The sequence below is a fragment of the Pseudarthrobacter sp. TE9888 genome (genome assembly GCF_056279345.1).
This window is the reverse complement of sequence record NZ_JBWBRD010000002.1, coordinates 3,339,253-3,355,719: the sequence shown is the minus strand read 5'-3', so window position 1 is coordinate 3,355,719 and position 16,467 is coordinate 3,339,253. Positions and strand designations below refer to the sequence as shown.

Here is a 16,467-nt window from a genome sequence, read left to right as displayed (position 1 = left end):
TTCAGCTCTCCAAAAAGTTCTTGCGACGCAGCGCGAACACTCCGCGTAGCGCGTTTTCATAGGTGTAGAAGGTTGAGGGCAGAAGAACCAGGTTTCCGGGTGCTCCTACGGTGATCCTGCCGATCGCCCAGGGACCGTTGGGGCCGAGGTTCAGGACGATCTCTTTGCCGTTGACCGAGGCGTTGCCCAGGGCCCGCAAGACGCGTGCGGTCTTGTCGTCATGAGGTCCCAGCGGGCAGCGGTCGTACGCCGCTGCTACTTCATCGGTGAAGTCGCGGCGAAGCCGGGCGGAGAACCGCTGTTCAAAAATGCTCAGGAGTTCGGATGAGCGGTCCGCGCTGGTACGCATCAGTTCGCTCCCCTCCGGCAACAATTTGCTTGGCCACTTGGTGGACTGGTCCGCGGATTCAAGAGGTTCTCGCTTTCATTCTGAGATGGGATTGCTGTGGAGCGGGCTGGTTCGGGGAACTCCCCCGTTACCTGCGCTGAAGCGTTTTGTGTTCTAGGTAACTTCAACGTTAGGGCCGGGGTGACGGGAAAAATATCGGTAGTTTTGCGTAGTCCAGAGCCTCCTATTGGAGAGTGGAGCCCTCTCCTGCCGGGAGCCTTGGGGCAAAAGACTTCCTGACACGCCACGAAAGCACCGGGCGCTGCTAAGGCGGCAGACCCGGTGCTTTCGCCCCGTCGGTGAACGGCAAGGGGCGCGTGGCTGTCTAGAGACCGTCCTCGCTTTCGAGGGTGCGGCCGGTGCGCTTCAGAACGAGCGCGACGATCGTTCCTATGACCAGCCAGGAGATGCCAATGACTTTGGCCAGAATGTTAGTGCTGTAGAGGGCGTATCCGAGCACGGCAATGCCGAGGATTGGCGAGATCCAGTGCATGAAGTACTTCTTGCTGGACTGCCGGATTCCAAAGTGAATGATGACGCTGACGTGCAGCAGGATGTACGCGGTGAGTGCGCCGAAGGTGACCATCGTGACGATGAGTTCGATCTGGCCTACGGCCAGGACGCCGATAACGGCGGTGAGGATGGTTACGACGATCATGGCAGCGGCCGGAACTTTGTGTTTCTGGGTGACCACTGCCAGACGTCGGGGCAGCTGCCCGTCGCGGGCCATTGCGAAGATCATCTTTGAGGTGGTCGCGTGGGATACCAGCACGTTGGCAAAGAGCGCTATCAAGGCCGTGATCAGGGTGAAGACGATTTTGAACCAAGGCGCCACCACGGTTTCACTGATGTAGTAGAAGGCGTTGTTCACGGCGTCACCGTCGGCGAAGGGTTCGTTGTTCGGAACGAAGAGAGCCGCGAAGTAGACCTGCGCGACAAACATGGCGATGACTAGCCAGAGCACGATCATGGTCGCTTTCGAGACCGCTTTTCCGCCGCCCTTGGCTTCTTCATTGAGCGTCGAGATCGCATCGAAGCCGATGTAGCTAAGGGCAGCGACCGGGATGGCCGTGAACACGAGCTCCCAGGAGAAGGATTCTGGCTGATAGAAGGGTGCGAGGCTGAACTGCGCCCGCCCTTGAGTAATTGCTACCAAGGCTCCGCCCACGAACACGACGAGCGCTGCTCCTTGAATGATCAAAAAAATCATGTTCATCCGTGCCGTGACCACGATTCCGCGGAGATTGATGAAGGCGACCACGGCGATAAAGCCAATGACCCACACCCAGCCTGGAACTTCAGGCATGAGTGCTCCCATGGCGGATGCGGCGAGGATGCACAGCAGCGCCGGCAGGAGGAGGTAGTCGAGGAGGATGGCCCATCCAGAAAGGAAGCCAACGAATTTGCTGGTCCCCAAGCGGACATAGGAGTACACGGACCCTGCCACGGGGTATTCCTTGGCCATCTCCTTGTAGCTGACGGCGCTGAAGAACATGGCGATACCGGCGACCAGGTAAACCAAGGCGGCCATGCCGTGGGAGAAGTTGAAGATGGTACCGAAAACGGGCACGGGGGCCAACGGCACCATGAAGATGAGCCCATAGACAACGACGTCCGTGAGGGTCATGGTGCGATTGAGCTCTTGCTTGTAGCCAAGAGCCCCTAGTTTCTGCTGCTCGACGTCGTTGATCCCGGCGTCACTGGCCGGGGTAGCGTGACTGTCAGTTTTCATGGGCTATCTGTGCCTCTCGGAAGAAATCCTAGCCGTGAATTCGGCTCAGCGGATTCTGTAGGTGGATCGGTGAAAACGAGCGATCGATGGGCGCTCTGTGCTGTGATGCGGCCTCGTGGGCGGACGTTAATGGGACTTGGGCTGTCTTTGCTGCAGTGGGTCGTCAGGTTCCGTTGCGGGTGAGACGACAAAGGGAACAAATTCCTCGACGTTTAAGGCCTTTAGTCGCACGGCGTAGAACCCTGCCTGCAGTGTTTGTGGTATAGGGAGGACGATCCGCGATTTCCATCTCTCTGGATCTGGACGGCGGTCGAGCAGGTGGATGGCACCGTAGCCTTCCGGGGTCGTTCCGATGCCGTCGGCTATGCAGCTGCGGTGACCAGGGACGGCTCTCATCGGGGCGTTAACGCAGTGGGCGGGAAACGAGCCAACGACATCCGGAACCTGGTTTGTGTGGATCCCGCCCTCGGAAAGCCCTTCAGAGAAATCCCACGCCGCTACGAGGTCCGGGGCCTGGAGTCGCCGGGCGTGTAGCCCCCACAGATCAGTTGCCGGCGTGGACTTCGCGATCACGTAAGGCGACTCGATAGTTCCCTTGAAGGACTCTTCTGCGGCCATCCACCCTGAGACGTATTTGGCACTGGTGCCGAGCATCATCGGAACGGCTGGCAGTTGCTCGAGTCTGCGATGTCCGGCCGTTGTTTGGCTGCCGCGAAGTTCCGAATGGACTGATGCGGTACGAGGCTTCAGGAAAATAACGCCGAGACCGGCTGCGAGGTCATACGACGCGGCGACTTCGTACCAGAGGCCAGGACGAAGTTCTTCAGGAAGACTGAGTTCCAACCTGGCGTGACCGTCCCCGACCAGAAGCGTCAGCTTGCGCTGCTGCAGGAAGAGCCCAATGCCGCTGTTGCTGCTTGTATCCCAGGCGGTCACAACACCTTGCCAAGAAGCCTCGGGCTCGTCTGGCCGTATCAACGCTCCCAAGGTGACACCCTGAACTCCGGTAAGCGCACCTTCGCTGCCTGGAACTTCCAGAAACGGGCGAAGACAGGTTGCGTGGACCCGGCGTTCCGTCACCGCGTCAATAGTGCTGGTAACTGGCATGGCATCCATGAAAGATGCGATCGCTTCGCCGCGGTATTTTTCGATCCGCAACAACTGAGACTGAAAGTTGGAAGTTCCGCGGCATACAACTGTGAAACAGATGTCCTCGAGCGGCCCGACGTTGAAACGGTCTGCCTGCCCGTGGATCTCAAGGGAGGACATTGGCTTGCTCCTTGGTGCCAGATGCGTCGCCGGAATCGCTTCTGTCGTTGCAGCCGGCTGGCCGCGTTGCCCTGCCAAAGGGGCACTTCGTCTCACACTTGGTGTGAGTTCCGAGAAGAAGTTTTGGCTCATTGCTTGTCACTTTGTGCTCTTTCACGACTCAGGTGACGCTCATCACTCCGTGTGATCAAGCCTAGGAATACAGAGGTCCTGGCAACATCGGTATTTGTACGTACGCCCTGACGAAACCGGACGGCTGCGGCCTGCCTAGGCGTCCGTCAGGCCCGATACGAAAGAGAGGGCCGTATAATTAGCCCGTACCCGGAGGTCAGGATCCTCCCGTCTTGGAGGCCATCATGGTCAGCGGAAAGTCCCAAATTCTCCTCAAGGCAGCTTTCGCTGCCGGCGCAGCCCAATACCAGCGCGACGGCGCCAACGAGATTCTGCACGTTCTGGCCGACGGAACCAGGCACGACGCCGCCGCACTGATTTTCTGGAACCGTGCGCTATCCAAACACGACGTGCTGGCCAACGATGGCTACCAGCCAGAAACCCTCACAGCACTGGGTGACCCCTACGCTTCAACCAAAGCCCATCGGAAGCTGCTTAAGCTTCATCAACCGTTACGCATCGATGACCTGAAGTACGACTACCGGGATACGGAGCTGTACCAGACGGCGCTGGCACCCGCAGGTTTCGCGGATGGCATGAGCGCCTGCCTCATCTCCGACGACGGCCAATACGCGGGAATGCTCCACCTTTCCGCCTCCCGTTTCCACAACTTCGACGATGATGCCCGCGACCTTATTGGCGCGCTGTCCCCGATCGTCGCAGAGCTGTGCCGAAGGCAATCTTCCGGCTACCCAATACTGCGACTTCGCGAAGACTGTAGAGCAGCGCTCTTCGATGGACAGGATTCGCCTAGGCCCGTCATTTCCAGGGAGATGAGCGGTGTCGTATTTGACTCCCGGTTCAGGGACTTCGTCTCGCGCTTTCTGGCCGGACCGGCAGCTTCCGTGTCCGGGCTTTGGACCTCCGAGAAGGGAAGCGTAGCGCTGGAGATCACCCGCACTGCCGGGGTGGCATCAGGCAAAGGTGACGTCGCTTTGATCGTTGAGACTCCAATGGAGCTTCCCTTCGGGCTGACAGCACGCGAAGCCGAGGTTACCGATCGCATTGCATTGGGGCGCTCTAACCAACAGATCGCATCTGAACTCGGCATTTCCATCCGCACCGTCACAACTCACGTGGAGAACATCCTCGTGAAGACGGCCCAGGAATCCCGAGCCGGTGTTGCTGCAGTAGCGATCAACGCCGGCCTTCGAAGACTCGACTCATACAGTACCTCCCTGTGAGGACCATCTGACCGCCGCAGATCATTAAGCACACGGAATCCGAGCCGCGAAGTGCACACACGGAAATCAGCAATGAAGGGGCGTGGGCTTATGTCCCACTTCCTTGGACGTGGAACAACCTCGTGGCGGAACACTCCCCGAGATCTATTGGTGGATGGCTCGGCGGAAAGCTTCGAAGCACCTGACGAACGCATGGGCCCATGTCACCAGCGGCCGCCAAACAGCCCTCGCGAACACTCCGGTCGTCTCCGCACGCCAGCCGGCAGACGCAGTTGTCATGATCAACCGCGAGACGCTGGCCGCGGACCTCACGGCCACAAAGGATGGCTCTACCGTCCGTGTCCGCCTTGAACCATTCGCGGGGCTCCACAACGACCGCTACACGGTCTACTGGCCAACCGGACCGGTCCCCGAGGTCCGGACCGCCGAACTCGCCATCATGGATGCAGATGCAGCGACATCGGAGGCCGTCACCGACGCCGTCACCGCCGGCGAACAGCAACCAGAAGCTGACCATTTCTTCGCTGGCGAAGGCACGCGCGCCGCTGGACAGGACGGCCTGCACTGGCGAACCGCAACAGGCTGGTTCTCCTGCATCCTCAAGGACCCCCACATTGAAGCAGCCTGCCTCAGGATCAAAAGCCGCAAAAATCCGGGACGTCGCCAGCGGCTCACCCGGCTCACCCTAAACGGTGCGCCTCTGACTAAGGTATTGCGTTCCGCAACGAATGATGGCCACGGGGTAATCGAGTACGCCATCCCGGCGGAAGCAAGAATTCAGGACTCGCAGACACTCGTGCTCGCGGTGCATGCGGAGGCAGGCTCCACCACCGAGGACTTGCTGTCGGTGGAACTGCGAAAAACAGATGACCACGGCTAACGAAGGCAACGATCGCATGCTCTCGAAGCGGGCCACCTACCCCACCCCTTGCTCATTGCATTTGTAGAGACTTAGGTTTGTTGCGAGCACGTGGAAGCCCCCGCAACGAACGTTTCTGACCAGGACGGGTCTCTGACCCGCATTCTGCAAGGTTGGTCGCGACACAGGTTTGCCCATTGCTGAGGAGCTTGGCGAAGGTCACCCGGTTCCCTCCGCTGCTGACAGCGAAGTACACCTGTTCCCCATCCGGAAGTCGTGGCCCATGTAGGCAATAGGTACCCATCTGCTCTATTTGATTGTGGTGTTCCCTGCGGCCCGGCGTCCACGTTGTGATCCCTGCGCTCCCGCGGGGAAGCCAATCGGCTGGAGGGGGCAATGCAGGTATTAGGGACACGCGAGCAGGTCCTGGGGCCAGCGCCGGGCGCGCAGCTCGATCGCAGCGAGGCCCACTTGCCGCGCGGATCTTCTTGACGTGTGGTCCCGCAGGAAGGTGGCGTGATGATTATTCGCCAACACCGGGAGAACGAGGACTAGGAAAGCTTGTCGAGTACAGTGGGACTGCTCGCGTAGTTAGCTGCAGAAAATCGCGTTTTGTTCCACACCCCCGCTACATTGCCTTCTCGTTGACACGGCTGACGGCAGCTATGGGCTCGGCACCTGATTGCCGGTGTGGATGGCTTCCCTGTAGGCGCTGATTTTCCGTTCCAGGGCACCGAGGTGCACATGTACTTCCGCGAGTCGGTCAAGAACCGCCTCGTGGTGCTGCTCAAGCAGGGCGAGCCGGTCTTCTGCAGAGGCCCCGGCCTGGTACGCAACGGCGTACTCACGCATCTGTTGGATATTCATGCCGGTACCGCGGAGCATGAGCACCCCAGCGAGCCAACTCACGGCCGAAGCATCGTATCTGCGCCACCCGCTCGGCCCTCTTCCCGGCGCGGGGGCGATGCCTTCCTTCTCGTAATAGCGGATGGTGTCCACGGTGGTGCCCAGAAGGTCTGCCGCTTCACTGATGGTGAGGCCGGGGTCGGGTCCGGCCGGTGTCAGGGGAGGCATGCTCCCCAGTCTCCCATTTGACATGGTGTGCACACCAGCACCGACGCTGGAAGCATCCGGACGCTCCGGACCTTGATGTGAAAGGGCAGCATATGAAACAGGTTCCACTGGGCTCGCAAGGCCTGACCACCTCCGTCATGGGCCTTGGTTGCATGGGTATGAGCGCTTTCTACGGCGGCGCCACCGAGGACGAATCGTTCAGGACCATCCGCCGGGCGCTGGACCTCGGAGTGACTATGTTCGACACCGCTGAGGCCTACGGGCCCTTCACCAATGAGCAACTGCTGGGGAAAGCGCTTGGCGGTGATCGCGATCGCGTGAGCATTGCCACGAAGTTCGCCATTGAGTTCGACGACGACGGGACGCCTCATGGGCCCAACGGTTCCCCTGAGTACGCACGCCGGGCCCTCGACCGGTCCCTTCGTCATCTGGGAACCGACTATATCGATCTCTGGTACCTGCACCGCGTCGACCCGGCAACACCGGTTGAGGAAACGATCGGGGCGATGGGGCAGGCGGTGGAGTCCGGCAAGGTCCGCTACATCGGCGTCTCCGAAACGTCAGCCCAAACACTGCGGAGAGCTCATGCCACGTTCCCGATCACAGCCATTCAGTCGGAGTACAGCCTGTTCGAGCGGGATGCGGAGCACAACGGAGTCCTTGATGCCGCCCGTGAACTGGGCATCGGGTTTGTTCCGTTCTCGCCGCTGGGCCGGGGCTTCCTCGGCGGCACGATCACCAGAAAGGATGATCTGCCGGAAGGTGATGCCCGCAGGAACCTGCCTCGATTCTCCGATTCAGCCATCGAGGCCAACCTCCGGATCCTGGACGTGCTGCGGACGATCTCGGAGCGAAGGGGCATCACACCAGCGCAGCTCGCACTTGCCTGGGTGATCCACAACGGCACAACCCCCATCCCAGGGACCACCAAGACCCATCGCGTGGAAGAGAACGCAGCCGCAGCCGACGTCGAGCTCACCACGGCGGACCTCGCCCAAATCGAGAAAGCCTCACCCCACGGAGCAGCAACCGGCACCCGGAACACCCAAGCAGCCATGGCGCGGGACCGAGGCTAGCACGACCAGGCGCCATCTTGGGATGTATGTGTCTAGTGGCCGGGTCAGGGCTCCTGCGAACTCCTACACCAAGGTCAGAACGTCGGCAGGCCGCGCCTGCTACAGCGGACATTCCCCTTTCCGTCGGAATAACAATCAGCGGTATGGCCGTGGCAATTCCTCCAGCGCTGCATTAGCACTTAGGAGTTAGCGCCGAAAGCAGTTCGGGATGAGAGGTGGCAAGGGGTGAGTCAGGGCCGCCGCCCGAAGGTGGCCGTCATCATGTATGTCGCATTACTTGTCTGGTATCCCGGATGGGCGGGTTTCCGTCTTGAGTGCCTCGTCTGCGGCTTTCAGGCCAGTTCGACGCGCACGGGCAGGGATTCCCAGGCCCGCAGGGTGTTGTTGTGGTGCCGACGGGTTGGGCCGTTGATTTCAAGGGATGTGATGCGTTTCGCCAGTGTGTTCAGGATGGTCGACGCCTCCAGCCGTGCGACGTGCTGGCCGACGCATTGGTGGATGCCGAAGCCGAACCCGACGTGGCCGGAAGGGTCCCGGTTCAGGTCGAAAATTTCGGGGTTTTCCCAGCGGCGTGGGTCGCGGTTGGCTGAGCCAAGGAACATCAGGATCTTTCTGCCCTCGGGAATGAGGGTTCCGCCCACTTCGATGTCGCGGGTCGTGGTCCGGAAGAACGTCTGCACGGGCGACTCGAACCGTACGGCCTCGTCAAACGCAGTACGCGACAGGGCAGGATTTTCGCGCAGCCGGGCCCACTGGTCTGGGTAGGTGGCGAACGCGGAAAGGACGGCAGCGAGACCGTTCACTGTTGTGTCGACGCCGGCAGTGAGCAGTGACCGCACAATCAAAGGTGCCTGGGCTTCAGTGATGTCTCCCCTGTCAGCCGCTGCCCAAATCTGCGCACCAAATCCATCCGGTGTCAAAACATCTCGGGCGCACTGAGCGGCAATGGACGCCGAAAGCTGGGCGACGCGCGGTGCTCCCTTGGCGACGAGTTCATTGGGAGGGCCGAACGCGTTGAAGACGTGGTCTCCGTAAGGCAGGAGGTTCTCCCGCCCCTCTTGGGGTATGCCGACGGCATCCGGAAAGATCCTGAGGGGGAACGCTGCGGCGAGGTCCGTGACAGCGTCAAACTCGGTGCCCTTCGCCAGTAGATCGTCCACAAGTTCCTCCGCGTCGGCTGCCCAAGACTCGGCCAGCAGGCGGAGCTCGCGGGGCCCAAGTATTTTGGAAAGGATTGCGCGGGGTGCATCGTGGTGAGGAGGGTCAGCTTCCAGGAGCAGGCTCGGCGGCCGCCACGGCTTTTCATAGCGGAAGTTGCTCAGCCCCACGCCGGCGGCAGATTGGAAGGTTTGCCAGTCAGTCAGGGCAGCATGAACTTCCGCGTAGCGGCCCATCGCATAAACATCGTACTTTTCCAGATACACAACAGGACCAGCCTCGCGGAGGGCGGCTTGGAACGGTAGGGGGTCCTCGAGTACGTCGTAGCTGAACGGGTCGACGTTGCTTACGGGGGTATCCGAGGTAATTGGTTGTGCAGTCATCGCGGGTCCTCTCTCAGGAAGCCGGGTTAGAGGTCAATAACTAAGCGGTCACTGCAGGAGCGTGAGACGCATGGAAGCATGCAGTGGCCCGCGGCCCGGTCAGCGTCGCCGAGAATGGAGTCGCGGTGGTCAGGCTCCCCCGCAAGGACGGTCACTTCGCAGGTTCCGCAGGTCCCTTCCCGGCAGGACGTCAAAACGTTTATTCCGGCCCCCTGAAGTGCGTCAAGAACGCTCTCGTCCGGGGAAACAGTAACGGAGAGGCCTGCCCGGGCAAGCTCGACTTCGAAGGCTGTGTCCCGCGCCGGGGCGCCCTGCGCCTTGGCCGCGAAGTGTTCCAGACGCAGCAAGCCTGTCGGCCATTGGGCGCAATGATGTTCGACGGCGGTCAGAAGGCGTTGCGGACCGCAGACGTAGACTTTCGTATCCATGGAGGGCCCGCCGATGAGCTCACCCAGGTGACACGGCCCGGTTTCGTCCTTGGGCATGACCACAACCCGCTCGCCGTAGGCAGCGAGCTCGTCCAGAAAGGCCATAGTGTTCCTTGACCGGCCAAGATAGAGCAGCTTCCAGTCAGCCCCAAGCATCTCTGCCTGCTGGATCATCGGAAGCATCGGGGTTATGCCGATACCGCCAGCGATGAACAGGTACTTTTCGGAAGGCACAAGAGGGAAATTGTTCCGGGGCCCGCCCAGCGCCACCATAGTCCCCTTCGTCAGCTCTTCGTGGATGTAGGCGGAGCCCCCGCGCCCGGTCCGCTCATGCAGGACAGCAATGCGGTAGCTGTAAGCGTCCCACCTGTCCCCGCAAAGCGAATACTGACGAATAATGCGGGAGGGAAGCACTACATCCACATGGGATCCTGGCGTCCAGTCAGGCAACCTCCGCCCATCAGGGCGGGCCAGGTTCAGGGCAACCACGTCTGTCGAAACCCTGATCTTCGCCGTCACGGTCAGCTGGATTTGCGACCCGTCGGCGACGGAATTCATTCCCGTTAACATCTCGGCTCCTTTGCTCGCAGCGTTCTACCCAAGGTTCAACCGAACGTGACCTACACCACTACGCGAGTCTCAATGATTGAGAGAATAAATCTTGGGGGGAGCTATGAAGGAGGGGGCGCCGGGTACTCCATCGCACGGGACACAGCGGAGGAAGCGGCTTGAAGTACGGCGATGCGAGACTTTGCGGCGGCGTCGTTCGGTACAACGATCGCCAAGGCGGCCACTACTTTTCCGGCCGGGTCCTTGACGGGCACGGCGACGCCGGTGGCATCGGGGTGTATGTGTCCGGGCAGGAAGGCATATCCCTGGCGACGCACCTCTGCCAGGGCTGCCCGCAGCTGTGAGGGGGTGCTGATGGTCTGTTCAGTGAACACTTCCAGCGGTTGCCCCAAGATGCGTTCCTGCTGCGCCGGCGGGGCGAATGCCAGGAGCAGCAGACCTGAGGATGAGGCGTGCAGGGGCAGGCGTCCTGCAACCCTCGTGATGTTGATGACGGCTCCGGGGGCTGTGAGACGCTCGACGAAAAGCACCTCGTCGCCTTCCATGACACCCAGTTGGATGTTCTGGCCAACAATCGCATGGAGGTCCTCCATGACAGGCATGGCGGCTTCCCTGAGGCTGAGGGTTGGCGAGGCGCGCGAAACCACTTCCCACATTCGAACCCCGATCCGCACGCGGCGGTCCTCGTCCCTTTGAAGCCACCCAAATCTACCGAGTTCTTCCACCAAGCGAGATGCGGTCGCGATGTGCAGCCCGGACCGCCGCGCAATTTCAGTGATTGTCAGGGCCGTATCACCGGGCCCGAAAGCCTCTACGATGCGGACTGCGCGCGAGAGGACCGATTCCCCTCTTTGAGTACGAGGCATGTTCTATAGCTTCCGGTACTGCCAAGGAAGTGTCGAGCCTGCTTAGACGATGGCGAACGTCAGTCTAGGCGAAGAATCCACCATCGACCGGAAGGCTGGTGCCGGTCACGAAGAGCGCACGGTCTGAGATCAGGAAGGCTGCAGCGTAACCGACCTCCCCTGGCTCTCCCATTCGTTTGATCGTCTGAGGGGCAATCAAACTTTCGATAACCTCCGGAGGCGCGGTCCCGGCAAGAGGTGTGCGAATCGCATTGGGGAGAATAGCGTTGACTTTAATACCGCGTCCCCCATACCCTGTAGCCGCGTTCTTGGTGACCCCATTACGCCGTGCTTGGTTGCGGGTTCTGCCACTCGATCATCTCCCCGCTGCCCTTCTCGGTGATGCGCGAGGTGGTGTCCTTGGAGCCGCTGGCGCCGAACACTTCGGCGAAGTGCGCCGCGATCTCCTCGGTCGTGAGCCCTTTCGGGCTCAGTGACAACACGATCTCTTCAACACCGGTCAGCCGCCGCTGCCGCTTGCGCACGATTGAGGATCGGAAATGGAGCCGGCGTCCCGCGGCGCATCGATCTCCACCGGCCCGATCTCAGTCAGCAGGGTTTTCGTGCGGGTGCCTTTGCCGGAGCTCCCGCTCCCCAGCCCGGCCACGTCGTGCTTTTCGTATCCGAGGTGTTCGTTCCTTTCCGCTTCCAAAGCGGTCTCCAATACGTTCTTCGTCAACGGTTCAACAGCCCGTCAGGGCCGACGAGGCCCATGCCCCGCTCCCTGGCCTGGGCCAGGAGCTGCTGCGCTAACTCTTCCTGATCCACATCAGTCACCATGGGATCCATGGTTACGCTCATGATCAGTCCTCCCCGCCAGATCAGCCAGCCATAGCCTGGGCAATCCGGGAAGGCCGACGGCCAAGGAGATCAGTGATGGTCTGGCCCGCCCGCACTACTGCGTCCAGGTCAACGCCTGTACTTATTCCCAGCCCGTGGAGGAGCCACAAGAGTTCCTCCATGGCCAAGTTGCCCGTCGCGCTTCCTGCGAAAGGGCATCCACCTATGCCGCCGGTAGATGCGTCGAAGCAGGTGATCCCGGCCTGGAGACCGGCCAGGACGTTGGAGAGCGCCTGCCCGTACGTATCGTGAAAATGCAGGGCAAGCCGCTCCAGCGGTACGCCGCCTTGGACGTGCTCATCTATTAGGGCTTTCACGTGCCCGGCGGTGGCGACGCCAATGGTGTCACCGAGGCTGATTTCGTAACAGCCCGCGTCCAGCAGTTGACGCGAAACTTCTGCCACCGTGTCTTTCCCCACCGGCCCTTCCCACGGGTCCCCGAAGCACATGGACACGTAACCGCGGGCTGTCATGCCTCTCTTGATGGCTTCAGCGACGACTTCCATCGCCGTCTCACAGGCTGAGGCGCGGCTCATGTTGAGGTTCTTCCGGGCGAACGTCTCGGTGGCGCTGACAAACACTGCCACGGACTTCGCCCCGCTCTCCCGGGCCCGTTCAAGTCCGCGCATGTTGGGGACCAGAACAGGATGGCTGGTGAGGTCGCCGAGTTCCGCGAGCACCTCCGCAGCGTCGGAAAGCTGGGGCACCCATTTCGGCGACACAAAGCTGGTCGCCTCCACGACTGGCAGGCCAGCCTCAGCAAGCTCTTTAATGAAGCGAACCTTTACATGCGTGGGTACGAGCGTAGCTTCTGCCTGAAGGCCGTCGCGGGGGCCCACCTCGTAGACCCTGACATCCGTGGGGAAGCCTGGAGTGCTGTAGACCGCTGGCCGCGGCCCCGTCACGCCCGGGCTCCGGCGCGGAATTCGGCGAGGACCTTCTCCGCAAAGTCGGTTCGGACGCTCTTCTCTGCAATCATCCGGGCGACGACGGCGTCCACCTCGTCCAGATGCGCTCCGACAGTGACTGCGATGTTGCGCGCGTGCAGGGACATGTGGCCCCGCTGGATGCCCTCTGTTGCCAAGGCACGGAGAGCCCCTGCGTTCTGGGCCAGACCGACGGCCAGGATGATCTCTGCCAGCTCGGTTGCGGTGCCCACACCCAGAACGGCAACATTCGCCTGCGCCACCGGGTGAACCTTGGTGGCGCCTCCGACCAGGCCGACCGGCATCGGCAATTCCAACGTTCCGACGAGGTTTCCCCTCGCTGTCCGTGGAACTGCGAAAAATCTAACGGTCTCGTAGGTAGCTGGCCTCATTAGGTCCGGAGAATCGGCGTCAAGAGCTATGTTTGCCAGGTCGGGCACACCTCAACCTGACGTCCGGCAGCAGTCCCGGATGCTTCTATGTTCGTCAAGCCGTCAACCACCCCCGATCCAAACTCGTACGCACTTCTGTCCGGGCAGCAGCGCGTCAATGCGTTCTGGGCCGATCGCACTTGCGAAGGTAGCCGGGTATGTCGGTCACTTCGCCATGGGTGCCTTGGCCGAGGAAGACCACGTTTCCGTAAAGATGTAGCTCAGCGGCAGGCCGGTTGTCACTCAATGAAAATGGTGATGTCCACTTGGTTCCCGATAGAGAATCCTAAGTCGGACAACTGGGGTTTGCCCTAAGAACTTTGAGGAATTCGACGATGCCATTTTTGACCGAGTGGGACCTTGCGGTAGGGAACTTTCCGCTGATCAGGGATGCGGTCCGCGGGGCCTTGCATGTAGAAGCTGTGGAAGATGGGATTAGCATTTCGCGCCTTCCTGGTTGGACGCGTGCTCAGGACGGTGGGGATCTGATGATCGGGCGAGCATCCTCAGAGAGTTCGGGAGTCCGGCTGGTATTGACGACCGCTGCCAGTTGGATCGAGTTGGAAATGACATTCACCCGAGTCTCGCTGGAGTGGCTCGGATTCCCCGCCCGGCCCGCGGCAGTTTGCCTCACGACCGGAGGCGGCCACGAGGAAAGTGTGTTCTTCGAGGAGGGCGATATTCTGCAGGTCGGTGATCGTGATCAGCCACCTGTCACGGTCCCGGGTTCGCGGAGCATTGTGCGGTTCGAACTACCTCCCGCTGATGGCGATCAGACTGTCGAGATTTGGCTGCCGCACAACTCCAGTATCCGACTTCACCGGCTGCGTGCTGATTCTGAGCTGCGGCCGGGAAATCGGACCGGTCCGCGTTGGATCCACTATGGAAGTTCTATCAGCCAGGCAGCCGCGGCCGACACACCTTTGGGTGTTTGGCCGGTGATCGCCGCGCGTGAATTGGGTTTGGATTTGCTCAACCTCGGGCTGGGCGGTTCGGCACATCTTGATCCGTTCGTTGCCAGATCCATCAGGAATGAACCGGCTGAACTCATCACGCTCAAACTCGGAATCAATGTGGTTAATGGAGCAACCTTTCGAAAGCGCACCTTTGGGCCAGCAGTTCACGGCTTTCTGGACACGATCCGTGAGGGCCAGCCAGAGACACCAGTCGTCATTATCGGCCCAATTTTCTGCCCGGCGCACGAAGAAACACCTGGACCGACGATGTCCGAAAACGGGACCGTTCGTGGCAGCGATATTCCTCGCCGACCCAATGACGGGCAGCTAACATTGGTCGAAATTCGAAAGATTCTTGCGTCCATCGTCGAGTCGAGGGCCGCAAATGACCCGAACCTCTATTTCCTCGACGGGCTCCGACTTTTCGGCGCCGGCGACGCCGAGTACCTGCCGGATGGTCTGCACCCTAATGCTGCGGGATACGAACTCATGGGCAAACGCTTCACAGCGATTACCCGCTCTGAACCGTGGCGCCCGGCCATTTCACCCTCGTAGTCCTGGCTGTGGCTCCAGCCGTAGCCAGCCAGCCTAATCGCTTTCGCGGGCCCCCAAGCCGCGGAAGAGCAGCATCCCTTTGCTGATGTATCTCGCGATGGAAGGCTGTGCTGGCTGACGTAATTACAAACTTCCGGAGGACGCGAGCCCATTAGCCGGCCTGGTCGGAGAGCACGCGACCGAACCTGCTTGTACGCCCAAAATTTACCGGCGTCAAGGTTTGTACACACTAAACAGCAAAAAAGCCTCTGACCCGCGGAAACACTGTGCCCGAGGTGGGACTCGAACTACATTCCAACCCTTGAAAACACTGGGAACCCGCGAAAACATGCGGAGTCCGGGTCAGTCCGAGGGCTGTTTGGCCCAGTACAAGACGGAAACTGTGGACAATGTCCACACTGCTTCTTTCCACTAATACCTGCCTGCTCAGGCTCACGGAAATCTGCGCCGTCAGCCATTCGGTTTGGTCCGCATTCTTACTGTTGCGGCAGTTGCCGCTTATTCGCGGCCTGGCGCAGCGTCCACCACAGGAACTCGCCTGCGTGTGGACCGTGCATGAAGCGATCGCCCACAAGCCCCATCAGCAGGTCGTTGCTCCACACGATCTGCTGACCGATCAGCGACTGGGACTGAGGCGGCAAGTCCAGTCCGAAAAGTGCTCTAGCCGCCATCGACTTGTGTTTATAAGTCAGGAGTGTCAGGAACCTCTCTTGATAAGCGACCGAAAGCACTTTCGAGAGCAGTACTTCCTTGAAGCCCGGGAATGAGAACGAGACGCGATCGTTAATTATGTCTGTGAGCCGATCCTCCAAGGGCTTGTCAGTCCCCCGCAGCAAATAGTTCACCACCTGACGGACCTGAGCTGCACCATACTCCGGGTTCTTGTCGAAAGCACGGAGGAATGCCCTTTGATCGCCTAGGTTGGACCCGCTGGTGTCGGTCCCGAACGCCCGCAGGTCTGCCGGATCTGCAGTGGAAAGGCATTCCTCGCTGAAGATGCGTTTGTACTTGGACCAGAAGCCCGGCACGCGAGGATCGATTCCTGCATCCTCCTGTCGCAGGAACTCGGCCTGGAGGCGCCTGGCGGCCGCTTTGGCCTCCGGGGTGACGTTCTCAGCCGTAGGTAGATCTCTCGGCGGCCACTGGGACGATCGAGGTCCGGGCGTGGGCCGAGCCGCGCCCTGCGCCCAGGCGTAGTCGCAGTCCGGGCACCAGGACCTTTTTCGCCCATCCGGCAGCACCTCGAGGACCTCGACGTCCTCGTGGCTGCCGTTCAGCGGACACATCACCAGTGCCATGGGAAGCTCCCTCAGTTTGTTAGTGGGCATCGCCGCACGTCGGAGACCTAGGGAGCCAGTTTATAACTCAGCTTGAAGCAGGCAGCGTCAGTACAACTAGAGCAGTCCTGCGGATTCTGTTTGGTCCAGCCGGGTGGAAAGGCGTACTTAGGCCACCGTCCGGTGTCAGCCACCGGTGTTCGAAGGCGTGATGAGTCCGGGTGCAGCGTCCCGGGTACGACGGCGCGCTAAGAAATGCAATGCAGAATTGCCACCGTCGTCCCG

The 16,467-nt window shown here is 60.7% G+C and carries 14 protein-coding genes and 2 pseudogenes; 4 read left to right on the top strand and 12 right to left on the bottom strand.

Going from position 1 to position 16,467, the window contains the following annotated elements; genetic code table 11:
* Position 1 precedes the first annotated feature (1 nt).
* The 3 genes from ACZ9J7_RS16025 to ACZ9J7_RS16015 all read right to left on the bottom strand — a co-directional run bounded on the left by ACZ9J7_RS16025 (position 2) and on the right by ACZ9J7_RS16015 (position 3,389).
* Positions 2 to 349, bottom strand: a complete 348-nt coding sequence (locus ACZ9J7_RS16025) for a N,N-dimethylformamidase alpha subunit family protein (RefSeq protein WP_476210779.1) — start codon at positions 347 to 349, stop codon at positions 2 to 4.
* A gap of 364 nt (positions 350 to 713) precedes the next feature.
* Complete coding sequence (locus ACZ9J7_RS16020; protein ID WP_476210778.1) at positions 714 to 2,120, bottom strand: APC family permease; 1,407 nt, start codon at positions 2,118 to 2,120, stop codon at positions 714 to 716.
* Between the two features lie 126 nt (positions 2,121 to 2,246).
* Entirely contained in the window at positions 2,247 to 3,389 is a 1,143-nt protein-coding gene (locus ACZ9J7_RS16015) for a hypothetical protein (RefSeq protein WP_476210777.1), read from the bottom strand.
* A gap of 344 nt (positions 3,390 to 3,733) precedes the next feature.
* Between ACZ9J7_RS16015 and ACZ9J7_RS16010 the strand changes: the two genes are divergently transcribed.
* Complete coding sequence (locus tag ACZ9J7_RS16010) at positions 3,734 to 4,744, top strand: helix-turn-helix transcriptional regulator (protein WP_476210776.1); 1,011 nt, start codon at positions 3,734 to 3,736, stop codon at positions 4,742 to 4,744.
* A 154-nt stretch (positions 4,745 to 4,898) separates the two neighbouring features.
* The gene (locus tag ACZ9J7_RS16005; RefSeq protein WP_476210774.1) at positions 4,899 to 5,624 is read left to right on the top strand and encodes a DUF6805 domain-containing protein; all 726 of its coding nucleotides are present in this window, start codon (positions 4,899 to 4,901) and stop codon (positions 5,622 to 5,624) included.
* A 642-nt stretch (positions 5,625 to 6,266) separates the two neighbouring features.
* Here the strand turns inward: ACZ9J7_RS16005 and ACZ9J7_RS16000 are convergent.
* The gene (locus ACZ9J7_RS16000; RefSeq protein WP_476210773.1) at positions 6,267 to 6,677 is read right to left on the bottom strand and encodes a MerR family transcriptional regulator; all 411 of its coding nucleotides are present in this window, start codon (positions 6,675 to 6,677) and stop codon (positions 6,267 to 6,269) included.
* A 92-nt stretch (positions 6,678 to 6,769) separates the two neighbouring features.
* On the opposite strand from ACZ9J7_RS16000, the gene ACZ9J7_RS15995 reads away from it, so the two are divergent.
* Positions 6,770 to 7,753: an aldo/keto reductase gene (locus ACZ9J7_RS15995; protein ID WP_476210772.1), complete on the top strand. Its 984-nt coding sequence runs from the start codon at positions 6,770 to 6,772 to the stop codon at positions 7,751 to 7,753.
* Positions 7,754 to 8,085: 332 nt separating this feature from the next.
* On the opposite strand, the gene ACZ9J7_RS15990 is transcribed toward ACZ9J7_RS15995, so the two are convergent.
* From ACZ9J7_RS15990 to ACZ9J7_RS15960, 7 genes and pseudogenes are all read right to left on the bottom strand, one after another.
* On the bottom strand, positions 8,086 to 9,294 hold the full coding sequence (locus ACZ9J7_RS15990) for a cytochrome P450 (protein WP_476210771.1): 1,209 nt from the start codon (positions 9,292 to 9,294) through the stop codon (positions 8,086 to 8,088).
* 26 nt (positions 9,295 to 9,320) lie between these two features.
* A complete protein-coding gene (locus ACZ9J7_RS15985; protein WP_476210770.1) occupies positions 9,321 to 10,292 on the bottom strand; it encodes a PDR/VanB family oxidoreductase in 972 nt (323 codons plus the stop codon).
* A gap of 101 nt (positions 10,293 to 10,393) precedes the next feature.
* Complete coding sequence (locus ACZ9J7_RS15980; RefSeq protein WP_476210769.1) at positions 10,394 to 11,158, bottom strand: IclR family transcriptional regulator; 765 nt, start codon at positions 11,156 to 11,158, stop codon at positions 10,394 to 10,396.
* Between the two features lie 64 nt (positions 11,159 to 11,222).
* Positions 11,223 to 11,468: pseudogene (locus ACZ9J7_RS15975) on the bottom strand (SDR family oxidoreductase); the annotation flags it as partial.
* A 31-nt stretch (positions 11,469 to 11,499) separates the two neighbouring features.
* A pseudogene (locus tag ACZ9J7_RS15970) lies at positions 11,500 to 11,986 on the bottom strand (transposase); the annotation flags it as partial.
* Positions 11,987 to 12,018: 32 nt separating this feature from the next.
* Complete coding sequence (locus tag ACZ9J7_RS15965) at positions 12,019 to 12,942, bottom strand: hydroxymethylglutaryl-CoA lyase (RefSeq protein ID WP_268157888.1); 924 nt, start codon at positions 12,940 to 12,942, stop codon at positions 12,019 to 12,021.
* A complete protein-coding gene (locus ACZ9J7_RS15960; RefSeq protein WP_476210767.1) occupies positions 12,939 to 13,355 on the bottom strand; it encodes a hypothetical protein in 417 nt (138 codons plus the stop codon). Before ACZ9J7_RS15960 ends, ACZ9J7_RS15965 begins: the two co-directional genes overlap by 4 nt.
* Positions 13,356 to 13,729: 374 nt before the next feature.
* Here ACZ9J7_RS15960 and ACZ9J7_RS15955 point away from each other — a divergent pair, with 374 nt between their 5' ends.
* Positions 13,730 to 14,905, top strand: a complete 1,176-nt coding sequence (locus tag ACZ9J7_RS15955) for a GDSL-type esterase/lipase family protein (protein ID WP_476210765.1) — start codon at positions 13,730 to 13,732, stop codon at positions 14,903 to 14,905.
* 476 nt (positions 14,906 to 15,381) lie between these two features.
* Here ACZ9J7_RS15955 and ACZ9J7_RS15950 read toward each other — a convergent pair whose 3' ends face one another.
* Positions 15,382 to 16,203, bottom strand: coding sequence for a hypothetical protein (locus ACZ9J7_RS15950; RefSeq protein WP_476210764.1), 822 nt, complete (start codon positions 16,201 to 16,203; stop codon positions 15,382 to 15,384).
* Positions 16,204 to 16,467: the final 264 nt, after the last annotated feature.